Origin of the sequence: Pseudomonas sp. TMW22080 (assembly GCF_022496745.1) — a bacterium.
GTDB classification, from domain to species: Bacteria; Pseudomonadota; Gammaproteobacteria; order Pseudomonadales; family Pseudomonadaceae; genus Aquipseudomonas; species Aquipseudomonas bubulae.
Window position 1 is genome coordinate 160,437 of the sequence record NZ_SCFF01000006.1, and the last position, 20,431, is coordinate 180,867.

Below are 20,431 nucleotides of genomic sequence, written 5' to 3' on the forward strand. Positions count from 1 at the left end.
ACGGCCATGCCTGCGCCGACTTGAACCGTGAAGGCCTCAATTACGTGACCAGCCCTCTTTTAGAAGCCGTAGCGCTCGCTTGTGAGCGTGACTGGCGGATGCTGTTCGAACACCTCGAATTGCGTCTGACCAGCGGCGACATGCTGCAAATCAGCGGCCCCAACGGCAGCGGCAAAACCAGCCTGCTGCGCTTGTTGGCGGGCCTGATGCAGCCAACGGCTGGCGAAGTACGGCTTAACGGTATGGCCCTGAGCGCCCAACGTCATGAATTGACCAGCAACTTGCTGTGGATCGGCCATGCGGCGGGAATCAAGGATTTGCTCACGGCCGAAGAAAACCTCAGCTGGCTGTGCGCCTTGCATCGCCAGGCAACCCGTGATGCCATCTGGGCTGCGTTGCACGAGGTCGGCTTGCAGGGTTTTGAGGATGTGCCTTGCCACACCTTGTCGGCAGGGCAGCAGCGCCGTGTGGCGCTGGCCCGCCTGTATCTGGACAGCCCGCCGTTGTGGATTCTCGATGAGCCGTTTACCGCGCTCGATAAACAGGGCGTGGCGCAACTCGAAGAACACCTGGCCCGCCACTGTGAAAGCGGCGGCATGGTGGTGCTCACCACGCACCATACCTTGACCCGGATGCCGGCCGGTTACCGCAATATCGACCTGGGGCAGTGGGCTGTATGAGTGTGTTTGCCGTGTTGGTGGCGCGCGAAGCGCGTTTGCTGTTCCGTCGCCCGGCCGAATTGGCCAACCCGTTGGTGTTCTTCGCGATTGTCATCGCAATGTTTCCGCTGGCCGTTGGCCCGGAGACGAAATTGTTGCAAACCTTGTCTCCTGGACTGCTGTGGGTCGCGGCCCTTTTAGCGGTTTTGCTCTCGCTGGACGGGCTTTTCCGCAGTGATTTCGAGGACGGATCGCTTGAGCAGTGGGTCCTTTCGTCGCACCCCCTGCCTCTACTGGTGCTGGCCAAAGTGCTGGCACACTGGGCGTTTTCCGGTCTGGCGCTGGTGATCCTGTCACCCCTGCTGGCCCTGATGCTCGGGCTGCCGGTGGCGTGCCTGCCGGTGTTGCTGATGTCGTTGCTGCTGGGGACGCCAGTGTTGAGCCTGCTTGGTGCCGTGGGCGCTGCCCTGACCGTGGGCCTCAAGCGCGGCGGCTTGCTACTGGCGCTATTGATTCTGCCTTTATATATCCCGGTATTGATCCTTGGTAGTGGCGCCCTGCAGGCGGCATTGCAAGGCATGCCTGCAACCGGTTATTTGCTCTGGCTTGGTAGCCTGACCGCCCTGGCTGTAACCCTGACACCTTTTGCAATAGCTGCCGGCCTGAAAATCAGCGTCGGCGAATAATGAGGTCTGGCCTGCGTGGGCCAGTAAAGACCCTGGCTGGCATGACAGCACACCTGTCGTGACCGGCACCGTGATGGAAGCAGCGTGATGAACTGGACTTGGTTTCACAAACTCGGCTCGCCCAAATGGTTCTATGCCATCAGTGGGCGGCTGTTGCCGTGGTTAAGCATTGCCGCCGTGTTGCTGATCACCTGCGGGGTGATCTGGGGCCTGGCCTTTGCACCGCCGGACTACCAGCAGGGCAACAGCTTCCGCATCATCTATATCCATGTTCCTGCGGCCATGCTGGCGCAATCCTGCTACGTGATGCTGGCGGTGTGCGGTGTGGTAGGGCTGGTGTGGAAGATGAAAGTCGCCGACGTGGCCCTGCAATCCGCCGCACCCATTGGCGCCTGGATGACAGCCGTGGCGCTGGTCACCGGTGCGGTGTGGGGCAAGCCGACCTGGGGCTCGTGGTGGGTCTGGGATGCGCGTCTGACCTCGATGCTGATTCTGCTGTTTCTGTATTTCGGCCTGATTGCCCTGGGCAACGCCATCACCAATCGCGACAGTGCGGCCAAGGCCTGCGCGGTGCTGGCGATTGTGGGCGTGATCAATATTCCGATCATCAAGTACTCGGTGGAGTGGTGGAACACCCTGCACCAGGGCGCGACCTTCACCCTGACCGAAAAACCGGCCATGCCCATGGAAATGTGGATGCCGCTGTTGCTCACGGTGCTGGGCTTTTATTGCTTCTTTGGCGCGGTGCTGCTGTTGCGCATGCGTCTTGAGGTGCTCAAGCGCGAGGCCCGCAGCACCTGGGTCAAGGCTGAGGTGTTGAAGGCTCTGGAGGGTGCGCGATGAGTTTTGCTTCTTTTGGCGACTTTCTCGCCATGGGCCATCACGGGGTATATGTCTGGTCGGCCTATGGCATTTGCCTGGCGGTGCTGGGGTTGAACGTGGCACTGCCAATCATGGCGCGCCGGCGTTATCTGCAACAAGAGGCGCGTCGTTTGCGTCGGGAGAATTCGAAGTGAATCCGCTGCGCAAAAAACGCTTGATCATCATCCTGGCGATTCTGGTAGGGGTCGGCGCTGCCGTGGCCCTGGCCCTGAGCGCCTTGCAGCAGAACATCAACCTGTTTTACACCCCGACCCAGATCGCCAATGGCGAAGCGCCATTGGATACCCGGATCCGTGCCGGTGGCATGGTCGAGGACGGTTCGCTCAAGCGTTCAGGTGACTCGCTGGACGTGCAGTTTGTGGTCACCGATTTCAACAAATCGGTGACCATCCAGTATCGCGGTATCCTCCCGGACCTGTTCCGTGAAGGGCAGGGCATCGTCGCGCTGGGCAAGCTCAATGCCCAGGGTGTGGTGGTGGCTGATGAAGTGCTGGCCAAACACGACGAAAAATACATGCCGCCCGAAGTGACCAAGGCGCTGAACGAAAGTGGCCAATCCGCGCCTGTGCCTGCAAGTGAGGGTAAGTACTGATGTCTGGACTCTATATTCCCGAATTGGGCCATCTGGCCATGATTCTGGCCCTGTGCTTTGCCATTGTGCAGGCCATCGTGCCGCTGCTGGGCGCCTGGCGCGGCGACAAATTGTGGATGAGCCTGGCGCAACCCGCTGCCTGGGGGCAGTTTGCCTTTTTGTTGTTCTCCTTTGCCTGCCTGACCTATGCCTTTATGGCCGATGACTTTTCGGTGGCGTACGTAGCCAGCAACTCGAACAGCGCGTTGCCCTGGTACTTCAAGTTCAGCGCGGTGTGGGGTGCCCACGAAGGCTCGCTGTTGTTGTGGGCGATGATCCTCGGCGGCTGGACCTTTGCCGTGTCGATCTTTTCGCGGCAGCTGCCACAAGTGATGCTGGCGCGGGTGCTGGCAATCATGGGCATGATCAGTGTCGGCTTCCTGCTGTTTTTGATCCTGACCTCAGATCCTTTCGTGCGCTTGCTGCCGCAGATTCCTTCGGATGGCAACGACCTTAACCCGCTACTGCAGGACATTGGCCTGATTGTTCACCCGCCAATGCTGTACATGGGGTATGTCGGTTTCTCCGTGGCTTTTGCCTTTGCCATTGCTGCCTTGCTCGGCGGTCGGCTGGACGCAGCCTGGGCGCGCTGGTCGCGTCCATGGACCATCGTGGCATGGGCCTTCCTCGGCATCGGCATCACCCTGGGTTCATGGTGGGCTTATTACGAGCTTGGCTGGGGCGGCTGGTGGTTCTGGGATCCGGTAGAAAATGCTTCGTTCATGCCATGGTTGGTGGGTACGGCGCTGATTCACTCGCTGGCCGTGACCGAAAAACGTGGTGTGTTCAAGAGCTGGACAGTACTGCTGGCGATAGCTGCGTTTTCCCTGAGCCTGCTGGGTACGTTCCTGGTGCGTTCCGGCGTGTTGACCTCGGTGCATGCGTTCGCTTCCGACCCAGAGCGCGGCGTATTCATCCTGATCTTCCTGCTGTTTGTGGTCGGCGGTTCGCTGACCCTGTTTGCCCTGCGTGCGCCGGTGGTGAAAAGCCATGTCAGCTTCAAGCTGTGGTCCCGTGAGACCCTGCTGTTGGGCAACAACCTGATCCTGGTGGTGGCCGCGTCGATGATTCTGCTCGGCACCCTGTACCCACTGATTCTGGATGCCATCAGTGGCGCCAAGATGTCGGTGGGCCCGCCGTACTTCAACGCCCTGTTTATCCCGCTCATGGCTTTGCTGATGGTGGTGATGGCAGTCGGTGTGCTGGTGCGCTGGAAAGACACTCCGGTCAAATGGTTGTTGGGCATGCTCACCCCCGTACTGCTGGGCAGCGCCGCGCTGTCGGCAATTGCCGGAGTGGCCTATGGCGACTTCAACTGGGCGGTGCTGACCACCTTTATGCTGGCGGCCTGGGTGCTGCTGGCCGGGGTGCGTGACATCGGTGACAAGACCCGTCACAAGGGCCTGATCAAAGGCGTGCGCAGCCTGACCCGCAGCTACTGGGGTATGCAGATTGCCCACCTGGGTATCGCCGTGTGTGCGCTGGGGGTGGTGTTGTCGAGCCAGCACAGTGCCGAGCGCGACTTGCGCCTGGCACCGGGCGAGTCGATGGAGCTGGGCGGTTATCACTTCATATTTGAAGGCGCCAAGCACTTCCAGGGTCCGAACTTTACGTCTGACAAAGGCACCGTGCGTGTCATCCGCAATGGCAAGGAAGTCAGCGTACTGCACCCGGAAAAACGCCTCTACACGGTGCAGAACTCGATGATGACCGAAGCCGGGATCGACGCTGGTTTCACCCGTGACCTCTATGTTGCTCTGGGTGAGCCCCTGGACAACGGCGCCTGGGCTGTGCGGGTGCATGTGAAACCGTTTGTGCGCTGGATCTGGTTTGGCGGTCTGCTCACAGGCTTTGGTGGATTGCTGGCAGCGATGGATCGTCGCTACCGGGTCAAGGTGAAAAGCCGCGTGCGTGAAGCATTGGGCATGACAGGAGCCACGGCATGAGACGTTGGTTGATGCTGGTCCCGCTGGCCGTTTTTCTCGGTATGGCGTGGTTTCTCTACCGGGGCTTGTATCTGGACCCGACCGAGCTGCCGTCGGCGATGATCGACAAGCCGTTCCCGGCCTTCAGCCTGCCTTCGGTGGAGGGGGACAAAACCCTCACCGAAGCTGACCTCAAAGGCAAGCCTGCGCTGGTCAACGTGTGGGCAACCTGGTGCATTTCATGCCGGGTCGAGCACCCGGTGCTGACCAAACTGGCCGATCAGGGTGTACTGATCTACGGCGTGAACTACAAAGACGTCAACGAAGATGCGAAGAAGTGGCTTAAGGATTTCCACAACCCTTATCAGCTGGACATCAACGACGCAGACGGCTCCCTGGGCCTGAATCTGGGCGTGTACGGCGCTCCTGAGACATTCCTGATCGACAGCAAGGGCATCATCCGCCACAAGTTTGTCGGCGTGATCGACGAGACCGTGTGGCGCGAGCAGCTTGCGGGTAAATATCAGGCACTGGTTGACGAGGCCAAACCATGAAGCGCTGGCTAGCCGCCGTGGTTTTCGGTTTGACCCTGACCGGGGTTGCCCATGCCGCCATCGATACCTACGAGTTTGCCAACGACGCCGAGCGCGACCGTTTTCGTGAGCTGACCAAGGAATTACGCTGCCCCAAGTGTCAGAACCAGGACATCGCCGACTCCAACGCCCCTATTGCCACCGACCTGCGCCGCGAGATCTATCGCATGCTCGGCGAAGGCAAGGACAACCAGCAGATCCTCGATTTCATGGTCGCCCGCTACGGCGATTTCGTGCTCTATAAACCGGCCCTGACCGGCAAGACCGCAGTGCTCTGGTTTGGCCCGCTGGCCCTGCTGGTGGGCGGTCTGGTGGTGATTGGCGTCATCGTCGGGCGCCGTCGTCGTACAGAGCAGGTTGAAGGCTCGGACACACTTTCTGCCGAGGAGCGCAAGCGCCTCGACACTTTGCTGGATAAAACCAAAGATGATTGATTTCTGGCTCGCAGCAGGCTTGCTGCTACTGATAGCCCTCAGCTTTTTATTGATCCCGGTATTGCGCGGGCGCCGTGCCCAGCGCGAAGAAGACCGTACCGCTTTGAACGTTGCCTTGTATCAAGAGCGGGTGGCCGAGTTGCAAGCCCAGCGCGAAGAGGGCGTGTTGACCGCTGAACAGTTCGAAACCGGCCGCGCCGAAGCGGCCCGCGAATTGCTCGCGGACACCGAAGGTGTGGCGCCGGGGCGGGTGTCCAGTCTGGGCAAGGCCATTCCGTTGTTGGCCGCAGTGCTGGTGCCGGTGCTGGGCTTGAGCCTGTACCTGCATTTTGGTTCCAGCGACAAGGTCGAATTGACCCGCGAGTTCTCCCAGCCGCCGCAATCCCTTGAAGAAATGGTCGCGCGCCTTGAGCGTGCCGCGGCTGCGCAACCTGACTCGGCCGAAGGCCTGTACTTCCTGGGCCGTGCCTATATGGCACAAAACCGTCCTGCGGATGCGGCCAGGGTGTTCGAACGCGCGGCCAACCTGGCCGGTCGTCAGCCCGAGTTGCTGGGCCAGTGGGCACAGGCGCAGTACTTTGCCGACGATAAAAAGTGGAGCGACAAAATCCAGGCGCTGACCGATGAAGCCTTGAAGGCCGACCCGAAGGAAGTCACCAGCCTGGGCCTGCTGGGCATCGCCGCCTTCGAGGACCAGCGCTTTGAACAGGCCATTGGCTACTGGCAACGGTTGATGACCGAACTGCCCGAAGGCGACGCCTCCCGCGCGGCGCTGGAAGGCGGTATTGCCAAGGCCCGTGAGCAACTGCAGGCCCGCGGCGGCAAGGTTGAAACTGCACCTGTGGCCAAGGCGATGGCCTCGATCAAGGTCAACGTGGATCTGGCCGATGCGGTCAAGGCCAGCGCCTTGCCGGGTGATAGCGTGTTTATCTTTGCCCGTGCGGTCTCCGGCCCGCCGGCACCGTTGGCGGTCAAGCGCGTGACTGTGGCGGACCTGCCGATCACGGTTGAGCTGGGCGATGTCGACGCAATGATGCCGCAATTGAAACTGTCCAACTTTCCTGAAGTCCAATTAATGGCACGCATCTCCCGTGCTGGCCAGCCAACAGCAGGCGAGTGGGTAGGGCGCAGCCAGCCGCTGTCCAGCAGCACTCGGGAGCTGCAACAGCTGACCATCGACAGCCCGGATAAATAAATGCCCCGAATGTGGCAGCGGGCTTGCTCGCGATGCAGACGACGCGGTCCTCCAGTGAATCCGCATTGATTGAATCGCGAGCAAGTCCGCTGCCACAGGGGGTCTTAGCTGACTTACAAGAGAAGCCGCCATGGCCGTATTCGCCCGTATTACCTTGCTCGCGCTAGCTCTAGGCCTGAGCGCCTGTGCGGTTCAACAGCCTTACGAACCGCCTTCGCCAACAACGCCGATGCCGCAGCCGACACCCCAGCCCTCGGGCAAGCCCCTGCCGGACATGCCGATTCCCAAGGCGCCAAAACCGTTGCCGCGCACCTCGGCGACCTTTGCGCCCCCGCCGGGCGGGCCTAGCCACTGGGATGCGCGCCTGGGCGTGTATGTGCTGGATAACCAGACCAATATCTTCTACCGCCAGCGCGCCTACTACCGCTGGGACAACGGCTGGAGCCGCGCGGTGAGCCCCAACGGGCCGTGGGAAGAGACCGATATCAGCGGCGTACCGCCGGGGTTGAGTCGGCAGTTCAAGTAAAGCCAAGCGGCGACCTTCGGGTCGCCGTTTTGGTTTGGGGCTGTGGTTAAAACGCCGCCTTGCCCACCGATGCACCACCATCGACAAACAGCGTCTGGCCGGTAATAAAACCGCTGCTCTCAGACAGTAGAAAGGCAATCGCCGAGGCGATTTCTGCGGGCTGGCCCAGACGTGCCATCGGTACACCGGCCAGGTAGCGCGCTTCACCCGCGGAGCCGGGCGGGTTGTTGGCGCGGAACAGCTCCGTCTCGGTCGGGCCAGGGGCCACGGCGTTTACGGTTATGCCTGTTTGTGCCAGTTCCAGTGCCCAGGAGCGGGTAAAGCTGACCAGCGCCGCCTTGGCTGCGGCATAGGCCGTACGTTGGGTGATGCCGAGTACGGTCAGGCTGGAAATATTCACGACTCGCCCCCAGCCCCGGCTGCGCATGCCGGGCAGTAAGGCTTGAGTGGCTTGCAACGCCGAATGCAGGTTAACTCGCATGACGTCATCGAATGCATCCAGATCAATTTCGCCCAATGCTTGCGGGCGCACCAGGCCGACGTTGTTGACCAGCCCGTCGAAGGCGAAACGTTCGCTGAGTTCCTTGAGTACCTGTGCGCTGCGTTCGCGGTCGGCCAGATCAAGGGCGACCAGTGTGCCGGGGAAATCCGGGTCGTCTGCATTGCGGGCTATGCCCACCACGGTGTGGCCTGCCTGGGCCAGATGTTCGCACAACGCGCGACCGATGCCTTTGCTGGCGCCGGTGACAAGGTAGGTACGTTGGGTCATGGTGTGCTCCCTATTTAAAGACGGTGAGCATGATACCTTGGCAAGCGCTTGTGGGAGCGGGCAGGTTTGCGAGGCGCTTTTAGTGGCGGCCTGTCTCGGCCTCTTCCGGTCACCCCCTAAATCTGTATACTTCTTTTCCGTTCGTGTCAGGGCTTTGTGCATCTGATACCGGACTTATCTCCCGGCACCTTGCCGGCCATTGCTGCAAGCACCGGCTCAACGTGCTAGCGCACGCTTTGCCTTTTGACCTGGAACGCCTCTTGCGTTCCGTCACTTGCCAGCCATCACTTTGACAACCCACGGACCGCTGTCCGCTATCGCCTGCCTGTCAGGAAACCCGGGTTGTTGCACCTGCCGATTTCGGCCTTTCGTTGCGTCTGTAACGACTGTGTGCGCATAAGAAAGGAGAAAGGAATGTTCCAACTTTCCACCCTCACCGTGTTGCTGCTTCTGTTCTGTTTTTATGGCCTGACCTTTTTGGTGTCGTTGCGCGTGGGGCGCAAGGACGAAAACGTCGACGGCTATATGGTCTCCAATAACTCCATCGGCTTTGGCATGTCGGCCGCCAGCATGACGGCCACCTGGATCTGGGCCGCTTCCTTTTACGCCGCCGCCAGTGCGGGCTACAAGTTTGGTCTCTCGGGGGCGTTGCACTATGGCTTCTGGGGCGCGCTGATGATTCTGTTTATCTACCCCTTTGGCCGGCGTTTCCGGCAACTGGCGCCCAAGGCCCATACCCTGGCGGAGATCATGCACGCACGGCACGGGCGTTCCAGCCAGATGATTCTGGCGGGTTCCAATATCGTCGGCAGTCTGATCAGCCTGATGGTCAATTTCACCGCCGCCGGGGCACTGGTCGCGGTGCTGTCGCCGCTGAGCTTTACCCATGGTGTGCTTATCGCCGGTGTCGGGATTCTGACTTACACCATCTGGTCAGGGTTTCGCTCATCGGTGCTTACTGATTTCGGCCAGCTATTCGCCATGATCTTCGCTGCGGTGGTGATTATTCCGATTATTTTCTTCCAGTTGGGCGGCCCTGAAATCTTCGCCCAGGGCATGCCGAGGATCACCCCCGAGCAAGCCAGCTTCTATTCGAAAACCGCGATTCTGGAGCAGGGCGCACCTTACTTCGTGGCCGTGCTGGCCTACGCCATTGGTAACCAGACCATCGCCCAGCGGCTGTTTGCCGTGCGTGAAGACTTGATGAAGTCGACATTCGTCACCGCCACCATCGGTTATGCCTCGATTGTGATCGGGCTGGGCATGCTGGGGTTTCTGGCCCTGCTGGCAGGTATCGAGCCGCAGGATGGCGACCTCAATAACCTGATCCCGCAAATGGCCTCGACCTACTTGCCGCCGTTTGCGGTGGGGCTGTTTTTCATCATGGTGATCGGTTCGCTGTCGTCCACGGCGGATTCCGACCTGTCCGCCTTGTCGGCGCTGGTGATGACTGACGTGTATGGCAAGAACATAGCCAAGGGCAAACCCAATCCAAAAACCATGTTGTTTGTCGGGCGCCTGACCATGGTGCTGGCAACCATGCTGGCGATGATTTTTGCCAGCATGAAACTCGATATCCTGACCATGCTGATTTTTGTCGGCGCGCTATGGGGCGCGATTGTCTTTCCTGTTATTGCCAGCCTGTATTGGCAGCGGATTACCAACGCGGCCTTTACCAGTGCAGCGATTGCCGGGTTTGTGATGTTTTTGGTCGCCCGCTTCGAATTGTTGCAGATGCAAGGTGCGGTGGCGCTGTTCTTCGAACTCTGTGCCTCGATCGGCGGCGGGGTGGTGATTGGCCTGATGGCGTTCGGCTTTTTTGGCAAGCGCGTGGGCTTTGTGATGGGCGGATTGGCGTTCTTGGTACTGGCGCCATTCGCGTTCGGTTTTCTCCGCGATTACCCGGTGTTGCTCAGTTCATTGACCGCTTACGGTGTCAGCACCGTGGTGTGTGTGCTGGTGAGCTTGCTGGCCAATGAAACCTTTGATTTTGACTGTATCAACGAACGTGTTGTGGCCTTCCACCACACCGTCGAACCTGCCACTGAAAAAGGAGCCACCCCATGTCCAGTTTCGCTTTGACCCTGTATGTCCTGATCTGGCCGGCCATTGCCGGGGCCGTAATGTTGACCCTGTGCGTCAGCCTGTGGCGCGATATGCGCAAGGCCAAGCGTGAGGGTACGGATCTGGTCTGAATGTTTGATGGGGTAGCCGCTGCCTCGCCAGCGGCTACGCAAATTGTGTAGGGTGCTTGCTGATCACTATCAGGAGCCGGTCATGCGCCCATTCGAATTCAAGCAAGTTGACGTTTTCAGCAGCGTTGCCCTCAAGGGCAACCCGGTGGCCGTGGTGTTGAATGCCGACAGCCTGAGTGACACGCAAATGGCCGACTTTGCGCGCTGGACCAATCTGAGTGAAACCACTTTTGTGCTCAAACCGCAAAACCCTGATGCCGATTACCGCCTGCGAATTTTTACCACTCTCAACGAGCTGCCTTTTGCGGGCCACCCTACGCTGGGCAGTTGCCACGCCTGGCTGGAAGCCGGCGGCGTGCCCCGTGGTCGAGAGATCGTGCAGGAGTGCGCCGCGGGGTTGATCCGTCTTCGTCGCCAGGCCGGGCAGCTGGCCTTTACTGCACCGCCCCTGTTGCGTACGGGTGCTGTTGAGGGGGATTTGCTGCAGCGTATCTGCCGTGGCCTGGGCATCGAGGCGCAGGCGGTGGTGCAGGCGCGTTGGGTCGATAATGGCCCGGGCTGGGTGGCGTTGATGTTGCGTGACCGTGAGCAGGTGCTGGCTTTAGAGCCCGATTACTCGCAGTTGCTCGGATTGTCGATCGGTGTGGTTGCCCCTTGGCAGCCTGAACTCGATGGCGACGAGGCGCAGTTTGAAGTGCGCGCATTCTGTGCCGGCGAGGGCATGCCCGAAGATCCGGTGACCGGTAGCCTGAATGCCGGGCTGGCGCAGTGGCTGATCGGCGCAGGCCTTGCCCCGGCGCATTATGTGGCCAGCCAGGGTACGGCAATGGGGCGGGCAGGGCGGGTGTCGATCGAGCAGATCGGCGAGGATATCTGGGTGGGCGGCCCGGCGGTGACCTGTATTAGCGGGCAATTGACGCTCTGAGCCTCATGCCCCTTTTGCTTTCACCGCCCGCTTGGGTCTGGCCTTGCCCGTAGCGGCCTTGCGTTTCTTCTTCCAGGCCGGCGCCGCACCGGCCGGGCTGGCCGGACCGCTGATCGTCATGGTCATGGCGCTGCAACGTTCGATATGTTTGCTCATCCACGCCGCCTGTTTGGCGACGAATACGTCGAGGGTCATTTCGCCGCTTTGCACCATGTCCAGCGCCTGCTCCCAGATGGCCGTGGTGCCGGGGTCGGCAATGGCGCGCGGTACCGCGTCGATCAGGCTAAAGGCGGGGGCGGTCGCCGCCAGGGCCTTGCCGTTTTTGCTCAGGTAACCGCGATCGAGCAAGCCCTGGATGATGCCGGCGCGGGTGGCTTCGGTGCCGATACCGGTGGTGTCCTTGAGTTTTTGCTTGAGCAGCGGGTCCTGCACCAGCTTGGCGACGTTTTTCATCGCCTTGATCAGGTCGCCTTCGGTGAACGGCTTGGGCGGCTGGGTCCACAAGTCCTTGAGGTTGACCGCGGCAATCGCGCAGTCCAGCCCTTCGCGCAATAACGGCAGGGGCTGTGGAGCAGGGGCTTCGCGACCTTTGGCCGGGGCCAGTGCTTCGGGCAGGGCGCGCTTCCAGCCGGGCTCGACGATCTGCTTGCCGACGGCCCGCAGGTTTTGCCCTGCACAATCAAAGTCGGCCTGGGTGCGGTCGTATTCATGGTTGGGCAGAAACTGCGCGAGGTAGCGTGCGCGAATCAGCGTATATACCGCGCGATGTTTGCCGCTCAGGCGTTCAATATTCTTTGCAGCAGCTGTAGGAATAATGCCGTGGTGGGCGCTGACTTTTGCGTCATTCCAGGCCCGTGAACGGCGCTGCGGGTCCAGATGGCTGGCCAGTGGTGCCAGTGACGGATCGGCCTGTTGCAAGGCGCTGAGAATCGACGCGGCTTCGCCGTGCTGGCTCTGTGGCAAGTAGCCGCAATCGCTGCGCGGATAGGTAACGACCTTATAGGTTTCGTACAGGGCCTGGGCAATATCGAGGGTTTCCTGGGCGCCGAGGCCGAGCTTTTTTGAACACACTTCCTGCAGCGTGCCCAGATCGAACGGCAATGGCGCGACTTCACGCATGCGCTCGGTGCGCAGCTTGATCACCCGGGCGCTGCTGGCGTTTTGCATTGCACTTGCGGCCTGTTGGGCATGGGCCTGGTTGAGGCAGCGGTCCTGGTCGTCGCAGGTGTCGGGATCGGCCCGCCATTGCGCGGTGAATAACTGCCCGTCGTGCCTGAGCTGTACGTCTATGGCCCAGTAGGCCACGGGGATAAAGTCGCTGATGCTGCGATCACGATCGACCACCAGCCGCAGCGTAGGGGTCTGCACACGGCCCACTGGCAATACGCCTTGATAGCCCGACTGGCGGCCGAGCAGGGTAAACAGGCGGCTCATGTTCATGCCGATCAACCAGTCGGCCCGCGAGCGGCCGAGGGCCGAATGATAGAGGTTGAAGGTGTCGCTGCCGGGCTTGAGCGCAGCCAGGGCCTTGCGGATCGAGGCGTCGTCCAGGGCCGACAGCCACAGGCGCTGGATGGGGCCGCGGTAACGGCAGTGCTCGACCAGTTCGCGGGCAATCATCTCGCCTTCGCGGTCGGCGTCGGTGGCGATGACCAGTTCTGTGGCTTCACCGAGCAGGCGCTTGACGGCCTTGAACTGGCTGGCGGTCTTGGGTTTGACGCGCATTTTCCATTTTTCCGGAATGATCGGCAGGTCAGCCAGTACCCAGCGCTTGTAGCGCTCATCGTAGGCGTCGGGCGGGGCGGTTTCGAGCAGGTGACCGATGCACCAGGTGACGGTGGCATTGGCGCCCACCCAGCAGCCATCACCGCGGCGGCTGGCACCGAGCACGGCGGCAATATCTTTGGCCTGGGAGGGTTTTTCACACAGAAACAGCCGCATCGCTCAACTCATTCACGCATCGCAGAAGATGCACAGCATGGGCAGAGACAGGCGCGAGAGCAAGTTTTTTTACTGTTGATATGTACAGGCTTTTGCAGGTGCTGCAAAACCTGGGGGAGCTGGCTTGCCTGCGATGCAGGCGAGGGGGGCAGTCAGGCGTACCGGGGGCATCCCTTCGCGAGCAAGCCCGCTCCCACAATGGAAGGCGGGCTTGCAACAGGACAGGGGATTATTGCGCGTTGTAGATCTGGTCGAACACGCCACCGTCGTTGAAGTACTTTTTCTGCACGTCGCGCCAGTCGCCGAAGGTTTTTTCAACCGACAGGAAGTCGACTTTCGGGAAACGGTCGTTGTACTTGGCGAGAATTGCCTGGTCACGCGGGCGCAGGTAGTTTTTAGCAGCGATTTCCTGGCCTTCAGGCGACCACAGGTACTTGAGGTAGGCTTCGGCCGTGGCGCGGGTGCCTTTTTTGTCGACCACTTTGTCCACTACCGTCACAGGCGGCTCGGCTTCTGCCGATACGCTCGGGTAGATCACTTCGAACTGGTCGCGACCAAATTCACGGGCGATCATTTCCGCCTCGTTTTCGAACGTCACCAGCACATCGCCGATCTGATTGGTCATAAAGGTGGTGGTGGCTGCACGACCGCCGGTATCAAGCACTGGAGCCTGCTTGAACAACTTGGCCACAAAGTCCTTGGCCTTGGTTTCGTCACCGCCGTTTTTCAGTACATAGCCCCAGGCCGACAGGAAGGTGTAGCGGCCGTTACCCGAGGTTTTCGGGTTGGGTACGATGACCTGTACGCCGTCCTTGAGCAGGTCGGGCCAGTCTTTCAGAGCCTTGGGGTTGCCCTTGCGCACGATGAAAACGGTGGCCGAGGTAAACGGTGCGCTGTTGTCCGGCAGGCGGGTGACCCAGTTTTCCGGGACCAGATGGCCGTTGTCGGCCAGGGCATTGATGTCGGTGGCCATGTTCATGGTGATCACGTCCGCGGGCAAGCCATCGATGACCGAGCGGGCCTGTTTGCTGGAACCACCAAATGACATTTGTACGTTGAGCTTTTCGCCGTTGTGCTCTTGTGCCCAGTGCTTCTGGAAGGCTGCGTTGTAGTCTTTGTAGAAATCACGCATCACATCGTAGGACACGTTTAGCAGTGGCGGTGGGGTCGCTGCACTCACGACGCTGCCAAGGGCCAGGCCAGCGGCCAGAATTGAGGCACTAAAGAGTTTTTTCACTGCGCATTCCTTGTTATAGGGAGCAATAAGGGCAAATTGCCAGTAACTATAGCGACTGTCGCATAGTCCTTAAAAGATTAAAAAGTGCTGTGGTTATGCTTTTTTCGTAAAAAGAGCATTGCCGCACCGTGAACAAAAAGACGCCGATTGTTCGTGAGTGTTCTTTTTGCAGGTCGGGCAGTCGTGCTTGAGTTGCTCGCCACGCATGGCGTTGGCCAATTCGGCAGTGAAGATGCCGGTGGGCACGGCAATGATCGAGTAGCCGGTGATCATCACCATCGCCGAGATCACTTGCCCCAGTACGGTTTTGGGCACTATGTCACCAAAACCCACAGTCGTCAGGGTGACAATGGCCCAATAGATACTTACCGGAATACTGGTAAAGCCGTTTGCAGGTCCTTCGACCACATACATCAGACTGCCGAACACCGTAACCAGGGTGGAGACGCTGACCAGGAACACGATGATTTTTTGCTTGCTGCCGCGCAGCGCCGAGAGCAGATAGTTGGCCTGGCTCAGGTAGGGGCGCAGCTTGAGGATACGAAAAATCCGCAACATGCGAATGATGCGGATGATCAACAGGTACTGCGCGTCGCTGTAATAGATCGCCAGAATTCCCGGCACGATGGCCAGCAAATCCACCAGGCCGTAGAAGCTGAAGGCGTAACGCATAGGTTTGGGCGAGCAATACAGACGCAGGCCGTATTCCACGGCGAATACAAAGGTGAAACCCCACTCGATATAGGCCAGCAGTTTGGCGTAGTCGCGGTGAATGCTGTTGATGCTGTCGAGCACCACGACCACCAGGCTGCACAGGATGATCAGCAGCAGGGCGGTGTCGAAACGCCGCCCCGCCGGGGTATCGGCCTGAAAGACCATCACATACAAGCGCTGGCGCCAGTCATTGTTATCCATGCAGGTTGCTCGATGCCCAAAGGTCAGAAGGTTCGAGTATTAACGCTCAATGCGCAACCTGCATTGTTCTTGTGCAGGGTGCAGGATGCGCACACTGGCGTGCACCAGCCAGCATCCGAGGATAAAGGGTGCGGTCAGAGGGGCGAGGCCCAGGGCAATAAAGCCCGGGGTGATCAGCAAGGTCACGATAATCCCCGCCACGGGCAGCCAGGGACGCCGTGCTTGCTGACTCAGGGCCAATGCGGCGAGTGCCGGGTTGTAGCCGGCCAGGCCGTCCAGTGCAGCCGCGCTGTCCTGTTGATACAAGGCAAACAGCATGCCGGCCAGTGAACCGGTGATGGCCCATAGTGCCGCGCGCCAGTTGCTCAGCCACAGGCCGATCACAATCAGCAACCCGGCCAGCGGGTGTGGCAGCAGCATGACCTGGGCAATGCCCTTGAATAGCCCCTGTGCCAGTGTGAGGCCATTGACGGCCTGGGTGTGGTCCATGGCTTGTGCAGGCGGGTTGGTCAGGTGCAGCAGGATCCAGCCAATACCCACAAACGGCGCGGTGTAGGCCAGCAGGCTTTGCCCGGGGGTGGCGCGCTTGAGCCACTGGTGCACGAGCATCGTACTCAGTCCGGCACTGGCAATGATCAGCAAGGGCAACAGGGCAGACCATTCAAGCTGGTGGCTTATCAGCAAGCCCAGCAAGATACCGTTGTAGCTGTACAGACCCGCCTGGCGTTCGGCCTTGGGATAGTCGCGCCGTTGCGCGGTGAGGAGCCCGGCAATACCGCCGAGCAAGGCGCCACCAAGCAGGGTGGGGGCACTGATCAGAATGGCCAGCAGGCACAGCACGCCGCACAGAGGATGACGCTGGAGGAAGATCTGGCCGAAACCGGCGCACAGGGCCGTCGCCCAGTCGGGGCAGGGGTTTGAACTCATGATTGTTACCTGGTAGTCGCAGCCGAGGCACGAAGGCTGCGAGCTCTTGATTGGCTCCCTGCATGATCAAGAACTCGCAGCCTTCGTGCCTCGGCAGCGACTACAGGTAGTGCGGTCTCCCCAAAAAGGGCAGACCGGTGGGCTTACTTGTCGCGAATCGAGAAGTTGGCCATGTGCTCCAGGCCCTTGATCAGCGCCGAGTGGTCCCAGTTGCTGCCACCGATGGCCGCGCAGGTGCTGAACACTTGCTGGGCATTGGCGGTGTTGGGCAGGTTGATCCCCAGCTCACGGGCACCGGCCAGGGCCAGGTTGAGGTCTTTTTGATGCAGGCTGATACGGAAGCCCGGGTCAAAAGTGCCCTTGATCATGCGCTCGCCGTGCACTTCGAGGATTTTCGAGGAGGCAAAGCCACCCATCAGCGCTTCGCGAACCTTGGCCGGGTCAGCGCCGTTTTTCGCGGCAAATACCAGCGCTTCGGCCACGGCCTGGATATTCAGGGCGACGATGATCTGGTTGGCTACCTTGGCGGTTTGACCGTCGCCATTGCCGCCCACCAGGGTGATGTTCTTGCCCATGCTCTGCAGCAGCGGCAGGGCGCGGGCGAAGGTTTTTTCGTCACCGCCGACCATGATGCTCAGTGAGCCGGCCTTGGCGCCAACTTCACCGCCGGATACCGGCGCGTCGAGGTACTGAGCACCCTTGGCGTTGATTTTTTCGGCGAACGCTTTGGTGGCCGTAGGCGAGATCGAACTCATGTCGATCACCACCTTGTTCGGGCTCAGGCCCGCGGCGATGCCGTCTTCACGAAACAGCACATCCTCAACCTGAGGGGTATCCGGCACCATGACGATGATGAATTCGGCTTCCTGGGCCACTTCTCGCGGGCTGGCCAGGGCGATTGCGCCAGCGGCAACCAGATCGGCCGGTGCGGCACCGTGATGGGTCGACAGAAACAGGCTGTGCCCGGCCTTTTGCAGGTTGCTGGCCATGGGTGAGCCCATGATGCCCGTGCCGATAAATCCGATTTTAGCCATGACAAATCCTCTTGTTTTTCTTAGGGCGATTCAGAGTAGGTGGTCTGATGTGGGAGCGGGCTTGCTCGCGATGGGATCGCTCCCACAGAGTTACACCGCGTTATGGGTCTTGAGCCACGCCAGACCGGCCTCGGTGCTGGTCAGCGGCTTGTACTCACAGCCAACCCAACCCTGATAGCCGATGCGGTCCAGGTGATCGAACAAAAAGCGGTAGTTGATTTCGCCGGTGCCCGGTTCGTGGCGACCAGGGTTATCGGCCAACTGGATATGGTTGATCTGCGGCAGATGAGTCTGCATGGTGCGGGCCAGGTCACCCTCCATGATTTGCATGTGGTAGATGTCGTATTGCAGGAACAGATTGCTGCTGCCGACCTTTTCCTGGATCGCCAGCGCCTGCTGGGTGTTGTTCAGGTAAAAGCCGGGGATGTCGAGGGTGTTGATCGACTCCATCACCAGCTTGATGCCGACTGCCTGCAGCTTGTCGGCGGCGTATTTGAGGTTGGCGACGAAGGTTTTTTCGACCGTGGCGTCGTCCACGCCCTGGGGGCGGATGCCGGCCAGGCAGTTGATCTGGTCGTTGCCCAGCACTTGCGCGTAAGCGATGGCCAGGTCGACCCCGGCGCGGAACTCTTCAACCCGGTCCGGCAGGCAGGCAATCCCGCGCTCGCCCTTGGCCCAGTCACCGGCCGGCAGGTTGAACAGCACCTGGGTCAGTTTATTGGCATCGAGCTGGGCCTTGATGTCGGCCGAGTTGTAATCGTAAGGGAACAGGTATTCAACGCCATGAAAACCAGCGTTGGCGGCCGCTTGAAAACGGACAAGAAAATCCTGCTCGGTGAACAGCATGGACAGGTTGGCGGCAAAACGCGGCATGGTGAACTCCTGCTTTTTGTCCCCTCTCCTCGGGAGAGGGGGTGAGGGCTATAAATTAATCCAGCATCGAAATGGCGGTCGGTGCATCGTTACCCACCAGCGCCAGGTCTTCAAATTCATTTACGCCGTTGATTTCGGTGCCCATCGAGATATTGGTCACACGCTCCAGGATGATTTCCACCATCACCGGCACGCGGAATTCCTTGATCAGCTCCTGGGCCTTGCGCAGGGCAGGCTGGATTTCACTCGGTTCGAACACGCGCAAGGCCTTGCAACCCAGGCCTTGAACGACGGCCACGTGGTCAACGCCATAGCCGTTAAGCTCCGGTGCGTTGAGGTTGTCGAAAGCCAACTGCACGCAGTAGTCCATTTCAAACCCGCGCTGGGCCTGACGGATAAGCCCCAAGTAGGAGTTGTTAACCACCACGTGGATATAGGGCAGGTTGAACTGAGCGCCCACGGCCAGTTCTTCGATCATGAACTGGAAGTCGTAGTCGCCGGACAGTGCCACCACATTGCGATCAGGGTCGGCCTTGACCACCCCCAGCGCCGCCGGAATGGTCCAGCCCAGAGGGCCGGCCTGGCCGCAGTTGATCCAGTGGCGAGGTTTGTACACATGCAGGAATTGTGCGCCGGCAATCTGTGACAAACCGATGGTGCTGACATAGCAGGTGTCTTTGCCGAACACCTGGTTCATTTCTTCGTACACGCGTTGTGGCTTGACCGGCACGTTGTCGAAGTGGGTCTTGCGCTGCATCGTGGCCTTGCGCTGCTGGCAGTCCTGCAGCCAGGCGCTGCGGTTTTTCAGCTTGCCGGCAGCTTTCCATTCGCGGGCTACTTCAAGGAATACCTTGAGCGCGGCACCGGCGTCGGAAACGATGCCCAGATCCGGGTTGAATACCCGGCCGATCTGGGTCGGTTCGATATCCACGTGAATGAACTTGCGGCCTTCGGTGTACACATCCACCGAACCGGTATGGCGGTTGGCCCAGCGGTTGCCGATGCCCAATACCACATCGGACTTGAGCAGGGTGGCGTTGCCATAACGGTGCGAGGTTTGCAGGCCGACCATGCCCACCATCAGCGGGTGGTCATCGGCGATGGTGCCCCAGCCCATCAGGGTCGGAATCACCGGGATACCGGTCAGTTCGGCGAATTCCACCAGCAGGTCGCTGGCGTCGGCATTGATCACGCCGCCACCGCTGACCAGCAGCGGGCGTTCCGCCTGATCGAGCATGGTCAGGGCTTTTTCGGCCTGCAGCCGGTTTGCCGTTGGTTTGGCCAGTGGCAGCGGTTCATAGGCGTCAATGTCGAATTCGATTTCGGCCATCTGCACATCGAACGGCAGATCGATCAGCACCGGGCCAGGGCGCCCGGAGCGCATTTCGTAAAAGGCTTTCTGGAAGGCGTAAGGCACCTGGCCCGGCTCCATCACCGTGGTCGACCACTTGGTGACGGGCTTGACGATGGCGGTGATATCCACCGCCTGGAAGTCTTCTTTGTGCATCCGTGCCCGTGGGGCCTGGCCGGTGATGCACAGAATCGGGATCGAGTCGGCCGAGGCACTGTACAGGCCCGTCACCATATCGGTACCGGCAGGCCCCGAGGTGCCGATGCACACGCCGATATTGCCGGCCTTGGTGCGGGTATAGCCCTCGGCCATGTGCGAGGCGCCTTCGACGTGGCGAGCAAGGACGTGATCGATGCCACCGACCTTTTTCAGGGCCGAGTACAGCGGGTTGATGGCGGCGCCCGGGATACCGAATGCGGTATCGACACCTTCGCGACGCATCACCAGAACGGCGGCTTCGATTGCTCTCATTTTGCTCATTGTTTTGTGCCTCTTACGTTTTGTAATTGTATACAAGTGGCTGTTGAGCGAGTGTATTCATCCTCCGCTGTGCAGGTCAATGGCTTTTATCGATTCGATGGTTGATCACAAGCAAGCCTTGTATTCAGGCTTGTGCGCTGGGTTTTGTTTTTTTGATTGCTGAAAAATTGTATACAAAATAGATTTGTATTGTGTTCTATTGGTGTTATTGAGTGCGCCTCGCGAGGTGCGCCGAAGGCTTTCCATAACAAGA

21 protein-coding genes are annotated in these 20,431 nt (G+C 60.0%); 13 read left to right on the forward strand and 8 right to left on the reverse strand.

Features of this window, described 5'->3' with window-relative positions; translation table 11 throughout:
• Positions 1-44 precede the first annotated feature (44 nt).
• The 10 genes from ccmA to EQV96_RS20365 all read left to right on the forward strand — a co-directional run bounded on the left by ccmA (position 45) and on the right by EQV96_RS20365 (position 7,531).
• The gene (ccmA, locus tag EQV96_RS20320) at positions 45-680 is read left to right on the forward strand and encodes a cytochrome c biogenesis heme-transporting ATPase CcmA (protein WP_095024387.1); all 636 of its coding nucleotides are present in this window, start codon (positions 45-47) and stop codon (positions 678-680) included.
• The gene (gene ccmB / locus EQV96_RS20325) at positions 677-1,345 is read left to right on the forward strand and encodes a heme exporter protein CcmB (protein ID WP_016781529.1); all 669 of its coding nucleotides are present in this window, start codon (positions 677-679) and stop codon (positions 1,343-1,345) included. Before ccmA ends, ccmB begins: the two co-directional genes overlap by 4 nt.
• Before the next feature lie 84 nt (positions 1,346-1,429).
• Positions 1,430-2,188, forward strand: coding sequence for a heme ABC transporter permease (locus EQV96_RS20330; RefSeq protein WP_240882301.1), 759 nt, complete (start codon positions 1,430-1,432; stop codon positions 2,186-2,188).
• The gene (gene ccmD / locus EQV96_RS20335; RefSeq protein ID WP_016781528.1) at positions 2,185-2,361 is read left to right on the forward strand and encodes a heme exporter protein CcmD; all 177 of its coding nucleotides are present in this window, start codon (positions 2,185-2,187) and stop codon (positions 2,359-2,361) included. Before EQV96_RS20330 ends, ccmD begins: the two co-directional genes overlap by 4 nt.
• Positions 2,358-2,819 carry a cytochrome c maturation protein CcmE gene (ccmE, locus tag EQV96_RS20340; protein ID WP_016781527.1) on the forward strand — a complete coding sequence of 154 codons (462 nt, stop codon included), beginning with the start codon at positions 2,358-2,360 and terminating at the stop codon, positions 2,817-2,819. Before ccmD ends, ccmE begins: the two co-directional genes overlap by 4 nt.
• Entirely contained in the window at positions 2,819-4,804 is a 1,986-nt protein-coding gene (locus EQV96_RS20345; RefSeq protein WP_095021429.1) for a heme lyase CcmF/NrfE family subunit, read from the forward strand. The genes ccmE and EQV96_RS20345 overlap by 1 nt, the downstream gene beginning before the upstream one ends.
• The gene (locus EQV96_RS20350) at positions 4,801-5,337 is read left to right on the forward strand and encodes a DsbE family thiol:disulfide interchange protein (protein ID WP_088377708.1); all 537 of its coding nucleotides are present in this window, start codon (positions 4,801-4,803) and stop codon (positions 5,335-5,337) included. The genes EQV96_RS20345 and EQV96_RS20350 overlap by 4 nt, the downstream gene beginning before the upstream one ends.
• Entirely contained in the window at positions 5,334-5,810 is a 477-nt protein-coding gene (locus EQV96_RS20355; protein ID WP_095024377.1) for a cytochrome c-type biogenesis protein, read from the forward strand. Before EQV96_RS20350 ends, EQV96_RS20355 begins: the two co-directional genes overlap by 4 nt.
• Entirely contained in the window at positions 5,803-7,005 is a 1,203-nt protein-coding gene (gene ccmI, locus EQV96_RS20360; RefSeq protein ID WP_095002075.1) for a c-type cytochrome biogenesis protein CcmI, read from the forward strand. The genes EQV96_RS20355 and ccmI overlap by 8 nt, the downstream gene beginning before the upstream one ends.
• 130 nt (positions 7,006-7,135) lie before the next feature.
• Complete coding sequence (locus EQV96_RS20365) at positions 7,136-7,531, forward strand: hypothetical protein (RefSeq protein ID WP_240882302.1); 396 nt, start codon at positions 7,136-7,138, stop codon at positions 7,529-7,531.
• 46 nt (positions 7,532-7,577) lie between these two features.
• Here the strand turns inward: EQV96_RS20365 and EQV96_RS20370 are convergent, their stop codons facing one another.
• Positions 7,578-8,300 carry an SDR family oxidoreductase gene (locus EQV96_RS20370; RefSeq protein ID WP_095002073.1) on the reverse strand — a complete coding sequence of 241 codons (723 nt, stop codon included), beginning with the start codon at positions 8,298-8,300 and terminating at the stop codon, positions 7,578-7,580.
• 414 nt (positions 8,301-8,714) lie between these two features.
• Here EQV96_RS20370 and EQV96_RS20375 point away from each other — a divergent pair, with 414 nt between their 5' ends.
• The 3 genes from EQV96_RS20375 to EQV96_RS20385 all read left to right on the forward strand — a co-directional run bounded on the left by EQV96_RS20375 (position 8,715) and on the right by EQV96_RS20385 (position 11,420).
• On the forward strand, positions 8,715-10,382 hold the full coding sequence (locus EQV96_RS20375; RefSeq protein ID WP_095002072.1) for a sodium:solute symporter family protein: 1,668 nt from the start codon (positions 8,715-8,717) through the stop codon (positions 10,380-10,382).
• The gene (locus EQV96_RS20380; RefSeq protein ID WP_016781520.1) at positions 10,364-10,495 is read left to right on the forward strand and encodes a putative transporter small subunit; all 132 of its coding nucleotides are present in this window, start codon (positions 10,364-10,366) and stop codon (positions 10,493-10,495) included. The genes EQV96_RS20375 and EQV96_RS20380 overlap by 19 nt, the downstream gene beginning before the upstream one ends.
• 82 nt (positions 10,496-10,577) lie before the next feature.
• Complete coding sequence (locus tag EQV96_RS20385; protein ID WP_240882303.1) at positions 10,578-11,420, forward strand: PhzF family phenazine biosynthesis protein; 843 nt, start codon at positions 10,578-10,580, stop codon at positions 11,418-11,420.
• A 3-nt stretch (positions 11,421-11,423) separates the two neighbouring features.
• Here the strand turns inward: EQV96_RS20385 and EQV96_RS20390 are convergent, their stop codons facing one another.
• The 7 genes from EQV96_RS20390 to gcl all read right to left on the reverse strand — a co-directional run bounded on the left by EQV96_RS20390 (position 11,424) and on the right by gcl (position 20,178).
• Positions 11,424-13,361 (reverse strand): DNA topoisomerase III, encoded by a 1,938-nt coding sequence (locus EQV96_RS20390; protein ID WP_240882304.1) that lies wholly within the window; start codon positions 13,359-13,361, stop codon positions 11,424-11,426.
• 229 nt (positions 13,362-13,590) lie between these two features.
• Positions 13,591-14,598 (reverse strand): sulfate ABC transporter substrate-binding protein, encoded by a 1,008-nt coding sequence (locus EQV96_RS20395; RefSeq protein ID WP_240882305.1) that lies wholly within the window; start codon positions 14,596-14,598, stop codon positions 13,591-13,593.
• Positions 14,599-14,691: 93 nt separating this feature from the next.
• On the reverse strand, positions 14,692-15,513 hold the full coding sequence (locus tag EQV96_RS20400; RefSeq protein WP_240882306.1) for an ion transporter: 822 nt from the start codon (positions 15,511-15,513) through the stop codon (positions 14,692-14,694).
• Between the two features lie 39 nt (positions 15,514-15,552).
• Positions 15,553-16,440 carry an urea transporter gene (locus EQV96_RS20405; RefSeq protein WP_095019581.1) on the reverse strand — a complete coding sequence of 296 codons (888 nt, stop codon included), beginning with the start codon at positions 16,438-16,440 and terminating at the stop codon, positions 15,553-15,555.
• 143 nt (positions 16,441-16,583) lie between these two features.
• Positions 16,584-17,474: a 2-hydroxy-3-oxopropionate reductase gene (locus EQV96_RS20410; RefSeq protein WP_046809691.1), complete on the reverse strand. Its 891-nt coding sequence runs from the start codon at positions 17,472-17,474 to the stop codon at positions 16,584-16,586.
• A gap of 90 nt (positions 17,475-17,564) precedes the next feature.
• Positions 17,565-18,347 carry a hydroxypyruvate isomerase gene (gene hyi / locus EQV96_RS20415; RefSeq protein ID WP_095002066.1) on the reverse strand — a complete coding sequence of 261 codons (783 nt, stop codon included), beginning with the start codon at positions 18,345-18,347 and terminating at the stop codon, positions 17,565-17,567.
• Between the two features lie 55 nt (positions 18,348-18,402).
• The gene (gene gcl, locus EQV96_RS20420) at positions 18,403-20,178 is read right to left on the reverse strand and encodes a glyoxylate carboligase (RefSeq protein ID WP_095002065.1); all 1,776 of its coding nucleotides are present in this window, start codon (positions 20,176-20,178) and stop codon (positions 18,403-18,405) included.
• Positions 20,179-20,431: the final 253 nt, after the last annotated feature.